Below are 17618 nucleotides of genomic sequence, written 5' to 3' on the forward strand. Positions count from 1 at the left end.
GACATGATATTAAGACTGGGAAGCCTTGAGCTAGATGTTGGCCAGGAGGAACCCGTTCACTTTCTTCTAGACCTGGTTTCTGAAAAAATTTCATCAAATTACCTCCTGGAAACATCCGCCATAACGCGGGGCGTTTAGCGGTTTGTAGTTGATTTCATCAGGAAAGCCCAGAAAAAGCGCTTGTTCTTGCTGTGCTATTTGTGCTGTTCCTGATGAAGAAATTATGACTCTTCTTCTGGTTCTTCAGCCGTTGGATAAACGAATCGAGAACGTCCAGACAAAATTGATTTACCGAGAGAGAGCGCTTTTTGAGCTTCAACAACAGCCTTGTGTGTCCAGGTAGCGCGGCGTTTGTCTCGTTTGGATTTGGATGTTTTCTTCTTTGGAACAGCCATGATAGCGGATATCGTGATTCTTGACAACCTTTTTATTCTAAGCCATCAATTGACATCAGCAATGGTAGATGCTGCAAATTTCGGCTAAGAGGTTGTTTGAAAAGTATTAGATGAAACCAATAATTTCCAAGAACCTAACCCCCCAGCCCCCCTTCCCTACCTCTCCCTAACCCTCTCCTACAAGGAGAGGGAAAAGGAAAAACTTTTGTTACTGGAATGGGGGTTTCAAAGCCTCTCCCCGCCTCGGGGAGAGGTTTGGAGAGGGGTTTATTTATACATTAAAAACTTTTAAAACATCCTCTAAGTCGAATACAGTTAATGATCTGCTTATGGTGTTTTGGGCGTAGGTTGGTTAACTGTGGCAGGTACATCAGGTGCAGGATCAGGGAGTGGAGTCTGTGTTTTAAATAAGAGTAGCGATCGCGCAGTTTTGAAGTAAGTTACCCAACGTTGGGGATCAGGGCGCTGTTTCCATTCCACGCGACTGACATCTAAAGTTAAAACTGGGGCGATCAATCCATGACTTTGGACTGTGACAATTATAGAAACATCTGTAACTAATATATCTTGGTCAAAGCTGCGTTGAGCCGCAGCCCTAGCAACCATTTCTGCTCTTCTCAGAACGGTTTCGTAGTTTTCATCCTTTAGACTTTCAATGCCTAAGTCAACTCTGGCTGTGTAAGCTTGCACATTTTGGGGTGCGATCGCGGACATGGCAAACCACAGAGGAACCGATAGTAACAGCCACATTCCCCCTTGAATTATCCGGATTTTCCTGCCAAATTGGCCAATAAATGAAAAGGGGATGATTGATGATGGTTCTTGAGTGTAAATCCTAATCATTAACTCCTGTCTCCTGAATAATGACCTTTCGTTTTAATTGAGTAAAAGTATTTTCCGCTTTATTAACGTCATAAAGATTACATTTTATCCGGTGATTAGCAAGAAGGACAGTAGGCAGAAAATATATTTTGCTCGCTGTTAAAGGTTGAAACTTCCTAACTAAATTTTTTTGTGGGAATTCCCTACACACCACACCTTTGTTCATAGGTTAGCTTTGTTATTTGAGCAAGGCCAACCGCAATTTTAGGCAAACAATAAATAACCGACAAAGAGCGGGATGGTAAATTACTGGGCGATCGCTATTGGTATCAATCAATATCAATTATTCCAACCTTTAAGTTGCGCTCAAGCAGATGCTGAGGCGTTAAAGGATTTTTTGGTAACAGAAACAGGTTTTTTGCCTGAAAACTCCCTGCTGATGACAACTACTTCGCCACCGATAGGGGAGCGAGCCTCCTACCCAACTAAGGAAAATATTCTGTTTTTGCTGGAGGAATTAGCCGCCACATCTTGGCAACCAGAGGATCAGCTATGGTTCTTTTTCAGCGGCTATGGAGTTAACCACAACGATAAAGATTACTTAATGCCGGTAGAAGGCAATGCGGAACTTGTTCGGGATACAGGCATAGAAGTGCGATCGCTAATGCAAGGGCTACAAGTTACCGGACTCAATGTCTTACTCATATTAGACATCAACCGCGCCTTTGGTACTCAAGCCGATGCTCCTGTTGGTCAAGAAATCATCGAACTAGCCCAAGAATTACAATTAGCAACTATTCTTTCTTGCCAACCAGAGGAATTTTCTCACGAAAGTAGCGAACTAGGTCACGGATTCTTTACAGCCGCCTTATTGCAAGCTTTACGTTCTGGAAAGGGCAGCAGCTTGGCAGATTTAAACAGCTATTTGAGTTCTTTCACCCCAGAACTATGTCAACATCACTGGCGACCGATCCAAAACCCTGCCACTTTTATTCCTTCTAAACCGCAAGTCATTTTGCCCACCTTGACGTTAGACAGCGACTCGGAAGCAGAGCAAATTATTTTTCCTGAAGAAAACTTTGCTGTAACTCGTGCCGCACCTCCCCTGGGAAATAAAGACGCTCAAAATTCTACCTCAGACAAAGCTTGGTGGGCAGAAAGCAAAACCGTAGAAACTACACTCAACAAAACTTCCCCAGCGGTTGAAAAGCCGACAAATGCAGATGGAACAGTCGCCAATCCGCTGGTTGATAGTCATCAAATGCTGGCAACTTCTCCAGAATTAAATACAGCAGGCAGGTTTATCCCCTCCGCTGCTAAAGACTACGCCAGTCCTTCATTTCAGGCCAACACCCCCATTTGGAAGCAATTTATCTTATGGGGTGGAGGCAGCATGATCATAGTAGGTTTAATGGCTACTTTTCTTCTCCGCAATCAGGCTAGTTTTCGGTTTAAACAGTTATCAACAGCCGTTAGTAATCCCACAGTTTCCCAAACAATTGAACCAACACAACCAGTCAGCGCCCCCATTGCTTCGACTCCTGACCCCAAAAAGCGTGAACAAGCAATTTTTGAATTAGCGAAAATGTCCCTCAGCGAAACTAAAACTGCTGATTTGAGTCAAGCGATCGCCACGGCTAGAAAAATTCTACCCGGTGAACCGCTTTATCAACAAGCTCAGGATAATATTCAGGTTTGGAGTCAGATGATTTTAGATTTAGCCACAGAACGCGCTCAAAAAAGACAATATGGTGAAGCGATCGCTATTTCTAAGTTAATTACTACTTCTGAGCCTCTTTATCCCCAAGCACAAGCGGCAATGGAAAAATGGCGGCTAGAAGCCAAGCAGTATGTAAGTAACAAAACTGTGTTAGATGCGGCTAATGCTTTAATTCGACCCGGACAAGCTTCTAGCTACAATCGCGCCATTGAAGTTGCCAAAAAAGTACCACCTGGAGAACCAGGCTTTGACATTGCCCAAAAATCTATTAATCAATGGAGTGAAAAGATTTTAGATTTGGCTAAAAATCGCGCCGCTCAAGGTAATTTCAGCACCGCTATTGAAACAGCTGCTTTAGTCCCAGAGGTGACAGTCGCTTACGAAGACGCTCAGGATGCTCTTCAAAAATGGCAAGCTAAAAAGAATTAGTTATTAGTCATTAGTCATTGGTCATTAGTCATTAGTCATTGGTCATTGGTCATTGGTCATTGGTCATTGGAGAAAAACCAATACCCAATCCCTGCGTCTCCCGCTCTCCCGCTCTCCCCATCTCCCCGTGTCTCCGCGTCCCCGTGTCTCTCCATCGGTCATTGGTCATTAATTAAAAAGTCCAGAGTTGACAGTAACTGTAATCAACTCTGGACTCGGTACTCAATACTCGGTACTCAACACTCGATACTCAGCACTCAGCACTCCATTAGCAGTACTGTGAAATATCTTCGCCGCACTCATCAGCTAAATAGCACATCGCTCTAAACCTTAAACCTACTACTTCTTCATACAAAGGGTTTAGTTTGCACATTGGCGGAATGTGAAACATGGTTTTACCAAATACTTTGACATCACGCTCAAAAGGACATTGAGCGGGAATGAATTTACACAACCGATGAGCAAACAAGCGATCGCTCACTTTGAGGTTATCCAACCACTGACGTAACGGTCCCAGAAAATCCCAATTAAACTTAGAATGTGAACTTTGTAATTGGGTAGCATCAGCTGTACTCGTCTCTGCTTGATGGAGCGATACCCAACTGACTAGAAAAATCTTTTTAGTGGTATTATTAAATACCTTCATGATCACGCCTCTCTTTTAATGAGGGTATTCACCTTACCGATGAATATATATACAATTAAGACAATTGCCTTTCCTGAACAAAAACTATTCTGACGAAAATTATATAAAAAGTGTGAGTAGGCACTTAATGTCAGAACCGATGTATTACTAAGTCAAGTTAAGCCTAATTTTCCCGGAAGTGGTACTGTATTCCTTGGAACTTTTCCATAACTTCACACAGTTTAAATTCTAATGAAGACCTCTACCTTTGGACAGGTTTTAGTGTAACATTTACAAGTCTTATTATATCTAATAATCATTAGTAGTTTGAATAAGTATAAATGCTGCAAATAGTTAAGTTTAACGGTTGATTGTGCTGCAATTTACCATTTATGGCGTGTTAGGGCTAACTTACCTGGGTTTAGCACTGGGTTACATTCCCGGTTTACGGATCTACTTCTAATTTACCTCTGGATTCATTGGCTGAACTACCTATCATATTTCATTACACAATTTCCACTGATTGAGTATTAATTTCTATTAAGTTGGCCAGTTTTAGATCATTTGTAAATAATGTGGCGTTGAGAGATTTTGCAGTTGCTACAATTACTGCATCAGGAAGTCTAAGTTTGTATTGTTTGCGAAGTGAAATCGTTAAATTTTTAATATTATTATCAATACCAACAACTGTAATTTTATTTAAAAAATCAATTATTTGTGTTTCTTCAACTGAACTCAGGCTAGGATAAGATAGCAATTCGATTTCAGTAATCACTGAAACAAAATATTGCCCGGATGCTAATGGGTTTACTAACCTACCACCCAAAAAATACAGCAATATATTTATTTGTATCTAACAATATTAAAGGCTGCGTCAACTCCATTCATCCCTAATTTGTTGTTGATATTCTAAAGAGTCTTGAGTTAATTTAATAATACCCGCGTACTTGTTTAAATCACTATTTGCTTGTTGTTGTAATTGATAGACATTTAATATTTGTTCAATTTTCTGCCAGTCTTGATAATCAATTAAAACAGCCACTGGTTGCATTGCGGCATCAGTAACAATTTTTTTGTTAATAGGTAGCATAACTATTTACTTGCTATGTAATCTTGATCTTTATTGATCTTAGCTTTTCACATCTTGAAAAAAAAGTAATTCTCTGAGCCTCAACACAAAAAAGCAAAGATGCTGAAAAACACCTTTGCCCCTTTGCGTCTACCCTTCGGGATCGCTAAGATCGATTGCGTGAGCTAACTCTTATGAAGCTACTTGCGCCGTTGGCCGAGTCCGCCGCCTTCTACCATCAGCAACCTTCACAGGTGGTTCCTCAGGGATTTGCATCAACAAAGTCACAGAAGGTTGACATTGCAATTCTCGACGCATGGAACGTGCCAATTCTTTTTCTAAAGTTCCTTGTAAACCACCCCAATCGATATCGGCTGGTTCACCTCCGGCTGCAAATTCCGACCAACGGACACTGAGAATTTCTTCAATTCGCTGTTGTACCCACTTTAGTAGGAGCGATCGCTCTATACTTGTCACCACACCCCGGAGGTGAATTTCAGGTTTTGCCAACAGTTTACCAGTCCAATCAATGGCAGCAGCAACAGTAACAATACCTTCTGAAGCCATACTTTGCCGTTCTTGCAAGACTTTAGCGCTGACCATACCAGAACTAGTAGTATCCACAAGTTCAATCCCTGATTGCACTTTACCCGCAACACGGATAGATTGCTCCGTCAGTTCTATCACATCCCCATTCTCAATAATAATCATATTTTCAGATGGGATGCCCATACTTTGAGCCGTTTCCGCGTGCTTCACCAACATCCGATGTTCGCCGTGGAAAGGCACAAAGAACTTGGGTCGAGTTAAAGCAATCATCAGCTTTTGGTCTTCTTGGCAACCGTGTCCCGAAACGTGAATGCCTTTATCCCGTCCATAGACCACTTTTGCTCCCTGTATCATCAATTTATCGATGGTGTTCACCACCGCAATTGTATTCCCAGGAATTGGGTTAGCGGAGAATACGACTGTATCTCCTGTGCGAATTTTGATGTGGGGGTGTTGTTTGTTAGCAATTCGGGTCATGGCTGACATCGTTTCACCCTGAGAACCAGTGGTCAAAACCAGCACATTCTCATCTGGCATACTGCGAACCATGTGCAGCGGTTGCAGCAAATTATCTTCGCACTTGATATAACCTAAATTCCGGGCATGGGCAATCAAATTCAGCATCGAACGCCCGACAACTGTCACTACACGATTGTGTTTCTTTGCTAAATCCAAAATCATGTTGATGCGATGCACGCTGGAAGCAAAGGTGGTGACAAATAGTCTTCCAGTCGCTTGAGAGAAGACTCGATCCAGATTAGGATAAACAGAACGTTCTGAAGGTGTAAAACCTGGTACTTCTGAGTTAGTGGAATCACTTAATAAACAAAGTACGCCTTTCTCGCCATGTTCTGCTAGACGTTGCAAGTCAAATTTTTCCCCATCGACTGGGGTGTGGTCAATTTTAAAATCTCCTGTGTGGATGACTACACCCAGGGGAGTATGCAGGGCAACTGTGAAGCTATCAGCGATGGAGTGGGTATTGCGGATATATTCGACAAAAAAGGCTTTGCCAATTCGGACTACATCGCGGGGAAGGACTGTTCTTAATTCTGTGCGATCGCGTACCCCTGCTTCTTCCAATTTACCCTCTAGCATTGCCATTGCTAGTCTGGGGCCATAAATCACCGGGATATCAAATTGCTTGAGGTGAAATGCAATCCCCCCGATATGGTCTTCATGACCATGAGTCACGACCATGCCTTTAATTTTGTGGCGATTTTCTCGTAGGTAAGTTGTATCTGGTAATACGATGTTAACGCCATGCATTCCGTTGGTGGGAAAAGCCAATCCTGCATCTAACAGGATTATTTCATCTTCGTACTCGAATACACAGGTATTTTTACCGATTTCGTGCAAGCCACCCAAAGGAATAATTTTGAGGGCTGATTCAATTTCGTTCTTAACCATTTTCTCCTTGAGATTGTTGTTGGTTGTGAATCAGTTGATAGTTAGCTTTCTTGTATGAAATACAACACTGATTTTATATAGTGTAGTCAGTGTAAAAACAGCCAAGTTTTAATTCCGATATCCAATTTTTTATTGAATAAAATGAAATTTTTACTGTTCGCGGAGTATCTCGGAGAACAGGATTTTTATATCTTTCAGTTGTAGCACAAATGTTTAAATCGCACCTTGGTAACAATTATTGCCAATTATTTATATGTATTTTGGGCAATCGGAGTTTGCCAGTATCCAACATATTGGCGCTTAGATTAAACTAAGTTCTTTCAGCACAGCCTCTAACTTTTGACAGATTTCTGCGTCACCTTCACATAGGGGCAGACGCATGGAACCAACCTCCCAACCTTGAAGTTTTAGTGCTTGCTTAACTAGGATAGGATTTGTAGTTAAAAATAAAGCTTTAAACAAGGGGAACAGTTGTAGATGAATCTCAGTGGCAATTTGAATTTTACCGACATTAAAAGCCTGAATCATCTGTTGTAGTTGATTACCTACCAGATGAGAAGCTACACTTACTACACCCTTAGCACCTATAGCTAACATAGGCAAGGTTAAAGAATCATCTCCAGCGTAAATCAGAAATTCTTTGGGTGTCAAGCGGCGAATTTCACTAGACTGGTCTAAGTTGCCGCTGGCTTCTTTAATTCCCACAATGTTGTCAATTTCTGCTAGACGTACAACTGTTTCTGGACTCAGGTTTTGACCTGTACGACCAGGGATGTTATATAACAACATTGGTAAGTCGGGACAGGCTTTTGCTATTGCCTGGAAGTGTTGATACAATCCCGCTTGCGGCGGTTTGTTGTAATAGGGGACAACTTGTAAAGAACCATGTACTCCTATTCTAGCTGCTTTTTCGGTTGCTGCGATCGCTTCGGTTGTTGAGTTAGAACCACAGCCAGCAATTACTTTAGCTTTCCCAGCTACGGCCTGCAATACCTCAACAAACAACTGGTATTCCTCGTCCCAACTTAAGGTAGGAGATTCTCCCGTTGTCCCACATACAACTAATGTATCTGTACCGTTATTAACTAGATGCGCTGCTAATTTTGCTGCTACATCATAGTCAACGTTGCCGTCTGCTTTAAACGGCGTAATCATAGCAGTTACAATCGTACCAAAATCTCCCACCCTCTTTGTACTCCTGATTAGTCGTTAATCATTAATTATTAGTCATTAGTCATTAGTCATTAGTCATTAGTCATTAGTTATTAGTTATTAGTCATTGGTTATTGGTGACGAGGTAGAAGAAAGGAAGATTACACAATTACCAATTACCAATTACCAATTACCAAACTACGCTGTAGTCGATTGGAGTAGATTTTTCTCTATTAATAATTCGGCAATTTGCACTGCATTTAATCCTGCGCCTTTGCGAATTTGGTCACCACACAGCCATAGTTCCAAGCCACAATGATGAGAAATATCTTGACGAATTCTCCCCACTAAAACTTCGTCTCGCCCACTAGCTTCTATTGGCATGGGAAAATGATTTGCTTGCCAATCTTCTACCAATTTTACACCAGGGGCTTGACTTAAAATTGCTCTAGCCTCATCTGGATTAAAAGGTGTCTCGAATTCTAGATTAATTGCTTCTGAATGAGCGCGGAGTACGGGAACCCGTACACAAGTTGCAGTTATTCTGATTTCTTGACTACCAAATATTTTGCGGGTTTCGTTGACCATTTTCAGTTCTTCTTCACAATACCCTAAATCGGTTAATGGGGAATTATGAGGAAATAAATTAAAAGCCAACGGGTAAGGTAGTACTTCAGCTACTGGCTGTTTCCCTTGTAATATGTCGCTGGTTTGGGTTAGGACTTCTTCCATTGCTTTAGCACCAGCGCCACTAGCCGATTGATAGGTAGCCGCGACAATCCGTTTTACTGGTTTAATTTTATGCAATGGCCATACTGCTAACGTCATTAAAATTGTTGTGCAGTTGGGATTGGCAATAATGCCTTTGTGACTAGCTGCTGCTTGGGGATTTACCTCTGGTACGACCAAGGGAACTTCTGGGTGCATACGGAAAGCACTGGAGTTATCTATCACTACTGCGCCTTTTGCTACTGCTACCCCAGCCCAGGTTTTGGATGTTCCGCCGCCCGCACTAGCCAGCACTATATCCACGTTTTCAAAAGCCTGTTCAGTCACAGGCTCAACCGGTATATTTTCCCCTTTAAATTTGAGTGTTTTGCCGACACTGCGCTCAGATGCTAACAATTTTAAATTAGCAATCGGAAAATTTCGGCTTTCTAGTAGTTCCAGCAACTCTGTGCCGACAGCACCAGTCGCTCCCAAAATAGCTACACGATAGGATTTAGACAAACTCAACTCCTCCTTTAAGAGGTTATGAACAATTTTTTGGCACAAATCACAATATTTATAATGGGCAAATCAGACATTAAATACGTTTAAATAGTTTTGAGAGCTTTTTTTCAGCGACGCTGAATCAAAATACAGCAGAATTCAGGAGTAAAACTGGCTTGCTGTCTAGGTTTCAATTTTGATTCTGTACCTCATTGATCTGCAATCTGCTATATGAAATTCAAAAATCTAATCATCTCAACTTTGGCTGTTCGCGCTTAGTTCGATTGCCTATGCCTCCCGAAATCCTAGGAAAGAGCGAGCGCCTTATACTTATTTATACTTCAATTCAGCACCATCTTTTTTCTAAATTTATTCAAAATTTCAACCCTTTATATTTTTTATACTTAAGCGATATGCAATTTTACAATAATTTAGTGAATTAAATTTCACTCACGAATTTTAATCACATATTATCATATAACAAACTGTACTTTCAGAGAAAAATTGAAATATTGGCATTGAGGTATTTTCTATATCCCTGACCTATCAGGTAAAAAAGCCTGTTACCTGTAAAGTTAGGTTGCCGATAGTCTGAAATATACTTGCTTTGACGATAGATTCAGAATCAGGACATTAGAAAATATCTATGTAAGTAGGTTGGCGTTAAAAATTGTCGTTGGGATAAGGCAGGGGGCAGGGAGAAAAGGGGTTTAGCCTTATTTACTTTTCTTTACACAGTTTGGTTCTATTCTGCCCACCTACTTAGCAAGATAATATTAGCACTCTTTTTGCAGAAAGCTGTGAGAACCAATGGTAGAACCCTAGACTGAGAGTTACTATGTTGAAAGGATATCATGGTATGAGCAATCTGATCACCACTACCAAGGCCCAGTTGCTTGTAAAAAACCCAAACAGCCGAGAATTTAGCAGGTTTTTGAGTCCCAAACACTGAATAACTGCTCAAGACTTATGAATTTGAGGTAAAAATGCTATCGGTAAAGATATTGCAGTAAAGTGTTAAGTCTTTTGCCATTGGCAGTAAACTGGATATCTGCTAGAGGGCAACCGTCCCGACCTTGGATGAGATCATGTCTACAAGGCATATCCTATCCCCTGAGACAGCAAGTTAGTAACGCGAACCATACGCGTCTTGGTATGTACTCAGAGATGAAAACACCAGAAAATTAGAGACAACGCATGAAAGTCACCCAGGAAAAACTTCCCGCCAGCCAAATAGGGCTGGAAATAGAGATTACACCGGAAATTACCAAACAAAAATACGAACAGGTTGTTAAAAACTTAAGTAAAAGTGTCAATATTCCTGGGTTTCGCAAAGGCAAAGTACCCCGGCAGATATTATTACAGCGCCTAGGCGTAACTCGTATTAAAGCAGCAGCCCTGGAAGAATTAATTCCAGATGGTATTGAAGAAGCAGTCAAACAAGAAGCCATCCAGGCCATTGGTCAACCGCGTTTACGCTCATCCTTTGATGATTTGATTAATAATTATGAACCTGGGCAACCCTTGGTGATTTCAGCTGCGGTTGATATAGAACCAGAAATCAATTTGACGCAGTACACAGGTTTGCAAGCCAAAGCCGAGGAAATCAAGTACGATCCCACAAGGGTGGATGAGTTACTAGACAAGGAACGCCAAGAAATGGCCACCTTGATTCCTGTGGAAGGACGAGCCGCCCAAATTGGGGATATCGCCGTAGTTGATTTTAAAGGTGTAATCACCAAAGCTGAAGGTGAAGACGAATCAACAGAACCCACACCAATTCCCGGTGGAGAAGCGACTGATTTTCAAGTCGAGTTACAAGAAGATAAGTTTATCCCAGGTTTTGTCTCCGGGATGGTAGGAATGAACCCTGGAGAAACTAGAGAAATTGCGGCGCAGTTTCCAGATCCTTATGCTAACAAAGAGTTAGCTGGTAAACCCGCACTGTTCACAGTGACACTCAAAGAAATTAAGGAAAAAGAACTACCGGAATTGAATGACGATTTTGCTCAAGAAGTGAGTGAATTTGAGACATTGGAACAATTGCGGGCATCTTTAGAAACGCGCTATCAAAAAGAGGCTGAAGATAAAACTAAGGCAAATCAGCAAGAAGCCTTGTTAGAAGTACTGATCAAAAACGTAGAAGTTGATTTACCAGCGACCTTAATTGAACAAGAAGTCGATGCCATGTTGACACAGACAGCAATGAAACTGTCACAGCAGGGGCTAGATGTGAAAAAGCTGTTTACCCAAGATATTATTCCCCAATTGCGGGAGCGATCGCAGCCAGAGGCAATTGAACGCCTAAAACGTTCCCTAGCCATCCAAGAAATCGGCAAACGCGAATCTATCCAAGTGACACCTCCAGAAGTTCAAGCTAGAGTCAAAGAACTGATAGAACAGTATCCTGACGAAGATGTAGATCCGGTCAGACTACAATCAGTGGTAGAGAACGAACTGTTAAACGAAAAAATCATTGATTGGCTTTTAGCCAACTCCAGTGTGGAACTAGTACCTTACGGTTCTTTAAGTGCGACAGAGGAACCAGCAGCAGAATCAGCAGATCAAAGTCCTGAAGCTGCTACCGAAGAACCAACTACAAGTCCTGAGTAAGGAAGATGGGGAGATGGGAAGACGAGGGAGATAGGGAGAAATAATTACCTTCTGCCTTCTGCCTTTGCGTCTCCTACTTCCTGCCTCCTGACTTCACACTCAGCATCCAAGACTAACTTCAACGGCAAGAATTTATATTTATATAAGGCATAATGGTTAACACATAGCTCAAATCAAAATTCAATCTGTGAAAAAATCAGCCATAACGGCTGCAAAATCTGTCCCACTTATTGTTAAATATTCTTGTATGCTTGTATCGCAGTCGGGAAATTACCCAATTAGCAGCTTGAGTCCCATCGGCATTAGTTGCAACTTGAGCAGTCCTAGCAACATCGTCCCGATGGTGGTAGAACAATCAGGTGTGGGAGAAAGGGCTTTTGATATCTACTCCCGCCTACTGCGAGAGCGGATTATTTTTTTGGGAACACCAATAGATGATGCTGTAGCCAACTCAATAGTTGCCCAATTGCTATTCTTAGATGCTGAAGACTCAGAAAAGGATATTCAACTTTACATTAATTCTCCTGGTGGTTCCGTCTACGCAGGGATGGCAATCTATGATACAATACAGCAAATACGTCCCGATGTTGTAACCATCTGTTTTGGACTAGCCGCGAGCATGGGGGCCTTTCTATTGACATCTGGAACTCCTGGAAAGCGGATGTCTTTACCTGACTCTCGGATTATGATTCACCAACCCCTTGGTGGCGCTCAAGGACAAGCCATTGACATTGAAATTCAAGCGCGAGAAATTCTTTACATTAAGGGTAACTTGAACCAGTTAATGGCCAAGCATACTGGTCAACCCTTAGAAAGAATCGAAGCAGATACAGAACGCGACTTTTTCATGTCGGCAGAAGAGGCGAAGAATTACGGTTTGATCGATCAGGTCATTTCCCGACAAAATCTTCCCACAGCAGGGGAAAACGTCACCATTCTGAAATAAGAGGCTGGTATGTCTAAGTACGACTCCCATTTAAAATGTTCATTTTGTGGCAAGTCTCAAGAGCAGGTGCGTAAATTAATCGCGGGGCCGGGAGTCTACATCTGCGATGAATGCGTAGACTTGTGTAATGAAATCCTAGATGAGGAGTTACTTGATACGAATGCTGCCGCTTCCCAACCAGCACCACGGTCAGAACCACCTCAAAAACGCCGTACCCGTTCTGCCAATCTCTCATTTAACCAAATACCCAAACCCAGAGAGATTAAAAAATATCTAGACGAACACGTTATTGGTCAAGATGAGGCCAAAAAAGTTCTGTCAGTGGCAGTTTACAATCACTATAAACGCTTGGCTATTGTTCAGTCTAAAGCGAATGGAAAAGGTGGGGTAGATGATGCCATAGAACTACAAAAGTCCAATATTTTGTTAATGGGACCCACCGGTTGCGGCAAAACTCTCTTAGCCCAAACTCTGGCAAAAATCCTTGATGTTCCCTTTGCTGTTGCTGATGCCACAACTCTGACAGAAGCAGGGTATGTGGGGGAAGATGTGGAAAATATCTTGTTGCGACTGTTGCAAGTGGCAGATTTAGATGTAGAGGAAGCACAGCGGGGAATTATCTACATCGACGAAATTGATAAAATCGCCCGCAAGAGTGAAAATACATCGATTACAAGGGATGTTTCTGGAGAAGGCGTACAGCAAGCTTTGCTGAAAATGTTGGAGGGAACAATTGCCAACGTTCCCCCCCAAGGCGGACGTAAGCACCCTTATCAAGACTGTATCCAGATTGATACTAGTAACATTCTCTTTATCTGCGGCGGTGCCTTTGTGGGCTTGGAAAAAGTCGTAGATCAGAGAGTGGGTAAAAAGTCAATGGGCTTTGTCCAACCGGGAGAAGGCCAAAGTAAGGAAAAACGGGCAGCAGATACTCTACGCCATCTCCAACCAGATGACTTGGTAAAATTTGGGATGATTCCCGAATTCATAGGGCGGATGCCAATGGTAGCGGTGGTAGATCCCCTGGATGAAGAGGCGCTAATGGCAATTCTCACCCAACCACGCAGCGCTTTGGTGAAGCAGTACCAAAAATTGCTGAAAATGGATAATGTCCAGTTAGATTTTAAACCAGAAGCCTTGCGAGCGATCGCTCAAGAAGCCTACCGTCGCAAAACTGGGGCGCGGGCTTTACGGGGTATTGTGGAAGAATTGATGCTGGATGTTATGTATGAGTTACCATCTCGTAAGGATGTAACTCGCTGCACTGTCACCAAGGAAATGGTTGAGAAGCGTTCTACTGCTGAACTGCTAGTGCATCCTTCTTCACTACCTAAACCAGAATCAGCATAATAGTCATTAGTCACTAGTTATTAGTCATCAGTAAAGGCACAATGACTAATGACGAAGGACTAATGACAAAGGACTAATGACTAATGCCTTATATCAGGGTTCGCGGGGTTGAGCATTACTACGAGTGGATGAAAAAGCCATCGGATTTGGTAAAGCCAGTGATGGTTTTCATTCATGGTTGGGCTGGTTCGTCTAGGTATTGGCGAAGTACGGCTGAGGCTTTATTAGCAGAATTTGATTGTTTACTCTATGATATGCGGGGGTTTGGACGTTCTCATGGTAAACCTACCATTGTCCAAGCTGGGGAGTCTGTGGTTGAGTCACAGTCAACTGAGGAAAAAGCTGAGGCCATTGCTGAGTTAAGTTATGAATTAGAAGAATACGCTGAAGATTTAGCTGCTTTGTTAGATGATTTGCAACTTCAGCGCGTTTATATTAATGCTCATTCAATGGGTGCTTCCGTTGCGACTTTGTTTCTCAACCGCTACCCCCAAAGAGTGGAAAAAGCGATTTTAACTTGTAGCGGCATTTTTGAATATGACGAAAAAGCCTTTGCTGCCTTTTATAAATTCGGTGGATTAGTAGTTAAATTCCGTCCCAAGTGGTTAGGGAAAATACCCTTGGCTGACAAAATATTTATGGCGAGATTTTTGCATAGTCCCATTCCTAAATTTGAACGTCAGGCTTTTTTACAAGATTTCATTGATGCTGATTATGATGCAGCTTTAGGGACAATTTTTACTTCTGTTAATAAACAACAAGCAGAAATAATGCCCCAAGAATTTGCCAAATTAACAGTACCAACGCTGCTGGTAGCTGGGGAATATGACATCATTATTCCGGCTGAATTGGGACGGAAAGCGGCAGCACTAAGTGAGAAAGTTGAATTGGCTTTGATTCCGAATACAGCCCATTTCCCCATGCTGGAAGACCCAGAAACCTACTTGCAGCGAGTGCGAGAGTTTTTACAAATTAGTCAAAATAATTCGTAATTCGTAAACAGGGAACAGGGAACAGGGAACAGGGAATAAATAGGCAGGGGGCAGGGGGCAGGGGGCAGGGAGAAAGAGGGTTTTACTCTACTTAATTGCTGATCAAACAAACTCTCCGCGTCTCCGCGTCCCACTGTCTCCGCGTCTTCCCCTACCCGTATCTCCCCATCTCCCCATCTCCCCATCACCGCGTCACCGCGTCCTCTTCTTCCCCAAGTCCCCGAACTTAAACCAAACCAAGTTCTCGTTTAAGCAAATTAATTGACAGAGAACCAATGTAGTTTTCACAGCGAATCAGTTTGGGTGGACGAATGAGATCGTCTAGAACTATTTGCACTCCTGCTTGTACTGCTAAATAGCTGGTTTGATCGGTACAAAAAGTTATTTCCGCCCGTTTGATGATTGCTTGTAGTTTATAAGCATCTTTTGGTTGGGAAGTCATCACCAATAATTCATCTCCCCGTAAACCGTGCAGGATGATCTCTGTAGCTCTGAGAATACCAGGACTAAGGCTGACGATGCCTATACAACTAGCTTTGGGAAGACTTTTAACTACATTAAGTTCCTTCGCATAGTCGTGAATATCTAGGGGAATGACACGCACAGCTTTTGGTGCTGCGATCGCTTCTACTTCTCCGATAAAATATCGACTGGTGACTAATGTGGCCGAGGTAGTTTGGTCTAATACCGCCGATAATTCTTCCATTGCTACCAACTGGACTGGGATTTTTAAGGCTTCTTGTAATTCATCCACCATTAATTCCCCAGCACCAATGTCTTGAGATGGTACTACTACCAGCACTCTAGCACTACAACGCAAGCGCCAGTCTACTTCTGCTAAACATAGTTCTCGTGCTTCATTCAGAGAGCAACCTTGATTGAGCAATTCATCCAAGGCTTGTTGGACTACTTTGTATGCTTCGGGATATTGCTTAAGAATAGGTGACTTTGACCTACTTCCGCCCTCATGACCTTGGGTTCGGACATATATTCCTGAACCTGCCAGACTTTCAACAAATCCTTCTTCCTCCAACTGCCGATAAACCTTGCTAATCGTATTGCGATGTAATCCGGTTTGCATTGCTAATGCCCTAGTGCTGGGCAATTTATATGCAGGTGGATATTGCCCAGAAGCGATCGCAAATCGGATTTGATTAAACAGTTGGTTAGATGCCGGAATTTCACTATCTGGCTGAATACGGAATTGAATCATCACCAATTCTCCTGATTACTGGTAGCTGCTCTTGATCATCTGTGTATGCTACCCGTTAAATATATTATTGATACATTAAGTGAGTCGGCACAATCAAACCAATGTATGTGTAGTTTTGTAAAAACCTTGAACTGAAATATTTTCAAGGTATTTGTTGATTTTACATTTTGTTACAGAGGTTGATTTTTTAACGCCGATTTACTTGGATTTTGCTGATAAATATTGCGAATACATACAAGGAAAGATAATTTGGTTGAAAACAGCCTGAAGATACTGGCATAGTTATATCAGACAATTACAGCGCTATAGTAAAAATTATTATGACAGAACGAGTCATAGACACCACAACGGTTAATCTTTCTCTACAAGACGCTACGTCAACGCCAGATAATTTGCAAATGGCTGCTTATCTGGCACAACCTCAAAATCCTGGTACTTATCCAGGGATTGTGATTCTGCAAGAGATTTTTGGTGTTAATGATCATATTCGGGATGTAACAGAACGGATTGCTAAACTAGGATATGTAGTCATTGCTCCCGCACTCTTTCAACGTCAAGCACCTGGATATGAAGCAGGTTACACCCCTGAAGATATTGAAACGGGTAGAGGTTACGCCATGCAAACCAAAGCCTCAGAACTATTAAGCGATATTCAACTAGCTATCAATTATCTCAAAAGTCTTCCCAAAGTCAAACCAGATGCCTTTGGCTGTATTGGCTTTTGTTTTGGCGGTCATGTAGCATATTTAGCCGCCACCCTTCCAGACATTCAAGCCACCGCTTCCTTTTATGGTGCTGGTATTACCACCCGCACTCCCGGTGGTGGAGATCCTACTGTTACCCGCACCCAAGAAATTACAGGAACTATCTACACCTTTTTTGGCAGCGAAGATATTAGTATTCCTCAAGAACAGATCAACCAAATCGAAGCTGAGTTAGAAAAATATAACATTTCCCATCGTGTGTTTCGCTACGATGGATCTGAACACGGATTTTTCTGTGACCGTCGTGCCAGCTATAATCCTAAAGCTGCGTCCGATGCTTGGGAACAAGTACAAAAACTTTTTGCCAGCGTTTTAGCAGTGTAAAAAGAGTTTTTTAAGAGACTCGCTAGTTGATTT

Annotated in this window: 16 protein-coding genes and 1 pseudogene; 7 read left to right on the forward strand and 10 right to left on the reverse strand. The window is 42.2% G+C overall.

Features of this window, described 5'->3' with window-relative positions; translation table 11 throughout:
* Positions 1–10 precede the first annotated feature (10 nt).
* The 3 genes and pseudogenes from A9Y75_RS28660 to A9Y75_RS18105 form a co-directional block, all read right to left on the reverse strand.
* Positions 11–94, reverse strand: a pseudogene (locus A9Y75_RS28660) (sulfite oxidase-like oxidoreductase); the annotation flags it as partial.
* 127 nt (positions 95–221) lie between these two features.
* Positions 222–395, reverse strand: coding sequence for a 50S ribosomal protein L32 (gene rpmF, locus A9Y75_RS18100; protein ID WP_071190913.1), 174 nt, complete (start codon positions 393–395; stop codon positions 222–224).
* Between the two features lie 327 nt (positions 396–722).
* A complete protein-coding gene (locus A9Y75_RS18105; RefSeq protein ID WP_071190914.1) occupies positions 723–1238 on the reverse strand; it encodes a hypothetical protein in 516 nt (171 codons plus the stop codon).
* 277 nt (positions 1239–1515) lie between these two features.
* Between A9Y75_RS18105 and A9Y75_RS18115 the strand changes: the two genes are divergently transcribed.
* Positions 1516–3366 carry a caspase family protein gene (locus A9Y75_RS18115; RefSeq protein ID WP_071190916.1) on the forward strand — a complete coding sequence of 617 codons (1851 nt, stop codon included), beginning with the start codon at positions 1516–1518 and terminating at the stop codon, positions 3364–3366.
* Between the two features lie 38 nt (positions 3367–3404).
* Positions 3405–3542, forward strand: a complete 138-nt coding sequence (locus A9Y75_RS28665; protein WP_177176228.1) for a hypothetical protein — start codon at positions 3405–3407, stop codon at positions 3540–3542.
* Positions 3543–3634: 92 nt separating this feature from the next.
* Here A9Y75_RS28665 and A9Y75_RS18120 read toward each other — a convergent pair whose 3' ends face one another.
* From A9Y75_RS18120 to A9Y75_RS18145, 6 genes are all read right to left on the reverse strand, one after another.
* Positions 3635–4012 (reverse strand): Mo-dependent nitrogenase C-terminal domain-containing protein, encoded by a 378-nt coding sequence (locus A9Y75_RS18120; protein ID WP_071190917.1) that lies wholly within the window; start codon positions 4010–4012, stop codon positions 3635–3637.
* Positions 4013–4496: 484 nt separating this feature from the next.
* Positions 4497–4829, reverse strand: a complete 333-nt coding sequence (locus A9Y75_RS18125; protein ID WP_236721453.1) for a type II toxin-antitoxin system VapC family toxin — start codon at positions 4827–4829, stop codon at positions 4497–4499.
* 36 nt (positions 4830–4865) lie between these two features.
* Positions 4866–5081: a hypothetical protein gene (locus tag A9Y75_RS18130; RefSeq protein ID WP_071190918.1), complete on the reverse strand. Its 216-nt coding sequence runs from the start codon at positions 5079–5081 to the stop codon at positions 4866–4868.
* 171 nt (positions 5082–5252) lie between these two features.
* Positions 5253–7019: a ribonuclease J gene (locus A9Y75_RS18135; protein WP_071190919.1), complete on the reverse strand. Its 1767-nt coding sequence runs from the start codon at positions 7017–7019 to the stop codon at positions 5253–5255.
* 300 nt (positions 7020–7319) lie between these two features.
* Positions 7320–8204 (reverse strand): 4-hydroxy-tetrahydrodipicolinate synthase, encoded by an 885-nt coding sequence (gene dapA, locus A9Y75_RS18140; protein ID WP_071190920.1) that lies wholly within the window; start codon positions 8202–8204, stop codon positions 7320–7322.
* A 165-nt stretch (positions 8205–8369) separates the two neighbouring features.
* Complete coding sequence (locus tag A9Y75_RS18145; protein ID WP_071190921.1) at positions 8370–9401, reverse strand: aspartate-semialdehyde dehydrogenase; 1032 nt, start codon at positions 9399–9401, stop codon at positions 8370–8372.
* 1179 nt (positions 9402–10580) lie between these two features.
* Between A9Y75_RS18145 and tig the strand changes: the two genes are divergently transcribed.
* From tig to A9Y75_RS18170, 4 genes are all read left to right on the forward strand, one after another.
* The gene (gene tig / locus A9Y75_RS18155; protein ID WP_071190923.1) at positions 10581–11996 is read left to right on the forward strand and encodes a trigger factor; all 1416 of its coding nucleotides are present in this window, start codon (positions 10581–10583) and stop codon (positions 11994–11996) included.
* A 247-nt stretch (positions 11997–12243) separates the two neighbouring features.
* Positions 12244–12942 carry an ATP-dependent Clp endopeptidase proteolytic subunit ClpP gene (clpP, locus tag A9Y75_RS18160; RefSeq protein ID WP_071190924.1) on the forward strand — a complete coding sequence of 233 codons (699 nt, stop codon included), beginning with the start codon at positions 12244–12246 and terminating at the stop codon, positions 12940–12942.
* 9 nt (positions 12943–12951) lie between these two features.
* Positions 12952–14292 (forward strand): ATP-dependent protease ATP-binding subunit ClpX, encoded by a 1341-nt coding sequence (gene clpX / locus A9Y75_RS18165; RefSeq protein WP_071190925.1) that lies wholly within the window; start codon positions 12952–12954, stop codon positions 14290–14292.
* An 83-nt stretch (positions 14293–14375) separates the two neighbouring features.
* A complete protein-coding gene (locus A9Y75_RS18170; protein ID WP_071190926.1) occupies positions 14376–15284 on the forward strand; it encodes an alpha/beta hydrolase in 909 nt (302 codons plus the stop codon).
* A gap of 226 nt (positions 15285–15510) precedes the next feature.
* Here the strand turns inward: A9Y75_RS18170 and A9Y75_RS18180 are convergent, their stop codons facing one another.
* The gene (locus A9Y75_RS18180; RefSeq protein WP_071190928.1) at positions 15511–16497 is read right to left on the reverse strand and encodes a GntR family transcriptional regulator; all 987 of its coding nucleotides are present in this window, start codon (positions 16495–16497) and stop codon (positions 15511–15513) included.
* A 320-nt stretch (positions 16498–16817) separates the two neighbouring features.
* Between A9Y75_RS18180 and A9Y75_RS18185 the strand changes: the two genes are divergently transcribed.
* Positions 16818–17585, forward strand: a complete 768-nt coding sequence (locus A9Y75_RS18185) for a dienelactone hydrolase family protein (protein ID WP_071190929.1) — start codon at positions 16818–16820, stop codon at positions 17583–17585.
* The last annotated feature ends 33 nt before the right edge of the window (positions 17586–17618 follow it).

It is taken from the genome of Trichormus sp. NMC-1, from assembly GCF_001858025.1.
In the GTDB taxonomy this organism is placed as follows: Bacteria; Cyanobacteriota; Cyanobacteriia; order Cyanobacteriales; family Nostocaceae; genus Anabaena.

Excerpts from the sequence above, each read along its gene's own strand:
- rpmF (WP_071190913.1), bottom strand. The coding sequence starts at position 395 with ATGGCTGTTCCAAAGAAGAAAACATCCAAATCCAAACGAGACAAACGC.
- A9Y75_RS18105 (WP_071190914.1), bottom strand. The coding sequence starts at position 1,238 with ATGATTAGGATTTACACTCAAGAACCATCATCAATCATCCCCTTTTCA.
- A9Y75_RS18115 (WP_071190916.1), top strand. The coding sequence starts at position 1,516 with ATGGTAAATTACTGGGCGATCGCTATTGGTATCAATCAATATCAATTA.
- A9Y75_RS18120 (WP_071190917.1), bottom strand. The coding sequence starts at position 4,012 with ATGAAGGTATTTAATAATACCACTAAAAAGATTTTTCTAGTCAGTTGG.
- A9Y75_RS18130 (WP_071190918.1), bottom strand. The coding sequence starts at position 5,081 with ATGCTACCTATTAACAAAAAAATTGTTACTGATGCCGCAATGCAACCA.
- A9Y75_RS18135 (WP_071190919.1), bottom strand. The coding sequence starts at position 7,019 with ATGGTTAAGAACGAAATTGAATCAGCCCTCAAAATTATTCCTTTGGGT.
- tig (WP_071190923.1), top strand. The coding sequence starts at position 10,581 with ATGAAAGTCACCCAGGAAAAACTTCCCGCCAGCCAAATAGGGCTGGAA.
- clpP (WP_071190924.1), top strand. The coding sequence starts at position 12,244 with ATGCTTGTATCGCAGTCGGGAAATTACCCAATTAGCAGCTTGAGTCCC.
- clpX (WP_071190925.1), top strand. The coding sequence starts at position 12,952 with ATGTCTAAGTACGACTCCCATTTAAAATGTTCATTTTGTGGCAAGTCT.
- A9Y75_RS18170 (WP_071190926.1), top strand. The coding sequence starts at position 14,376 with ATGCCTTATATCAGGGTTCGCGGGGTTGAGCATTACTACGAGTGGATG.
- A9Y75_RS18180 (WP_071190928.1), bottom strand. The coding sequence starts at position 16,497 with ATGATTCAATTCCGTATTCAGCCAGATAGTGAAATTCCGGCATCTAAC.
- A9Y75_RS18185 (WP_071190929.1), top strand. The coding sequence starts at position 16,818 with ATGACAGAACGAGTCATAGACACCACAACGGTTAATCTTTCTCTACAA.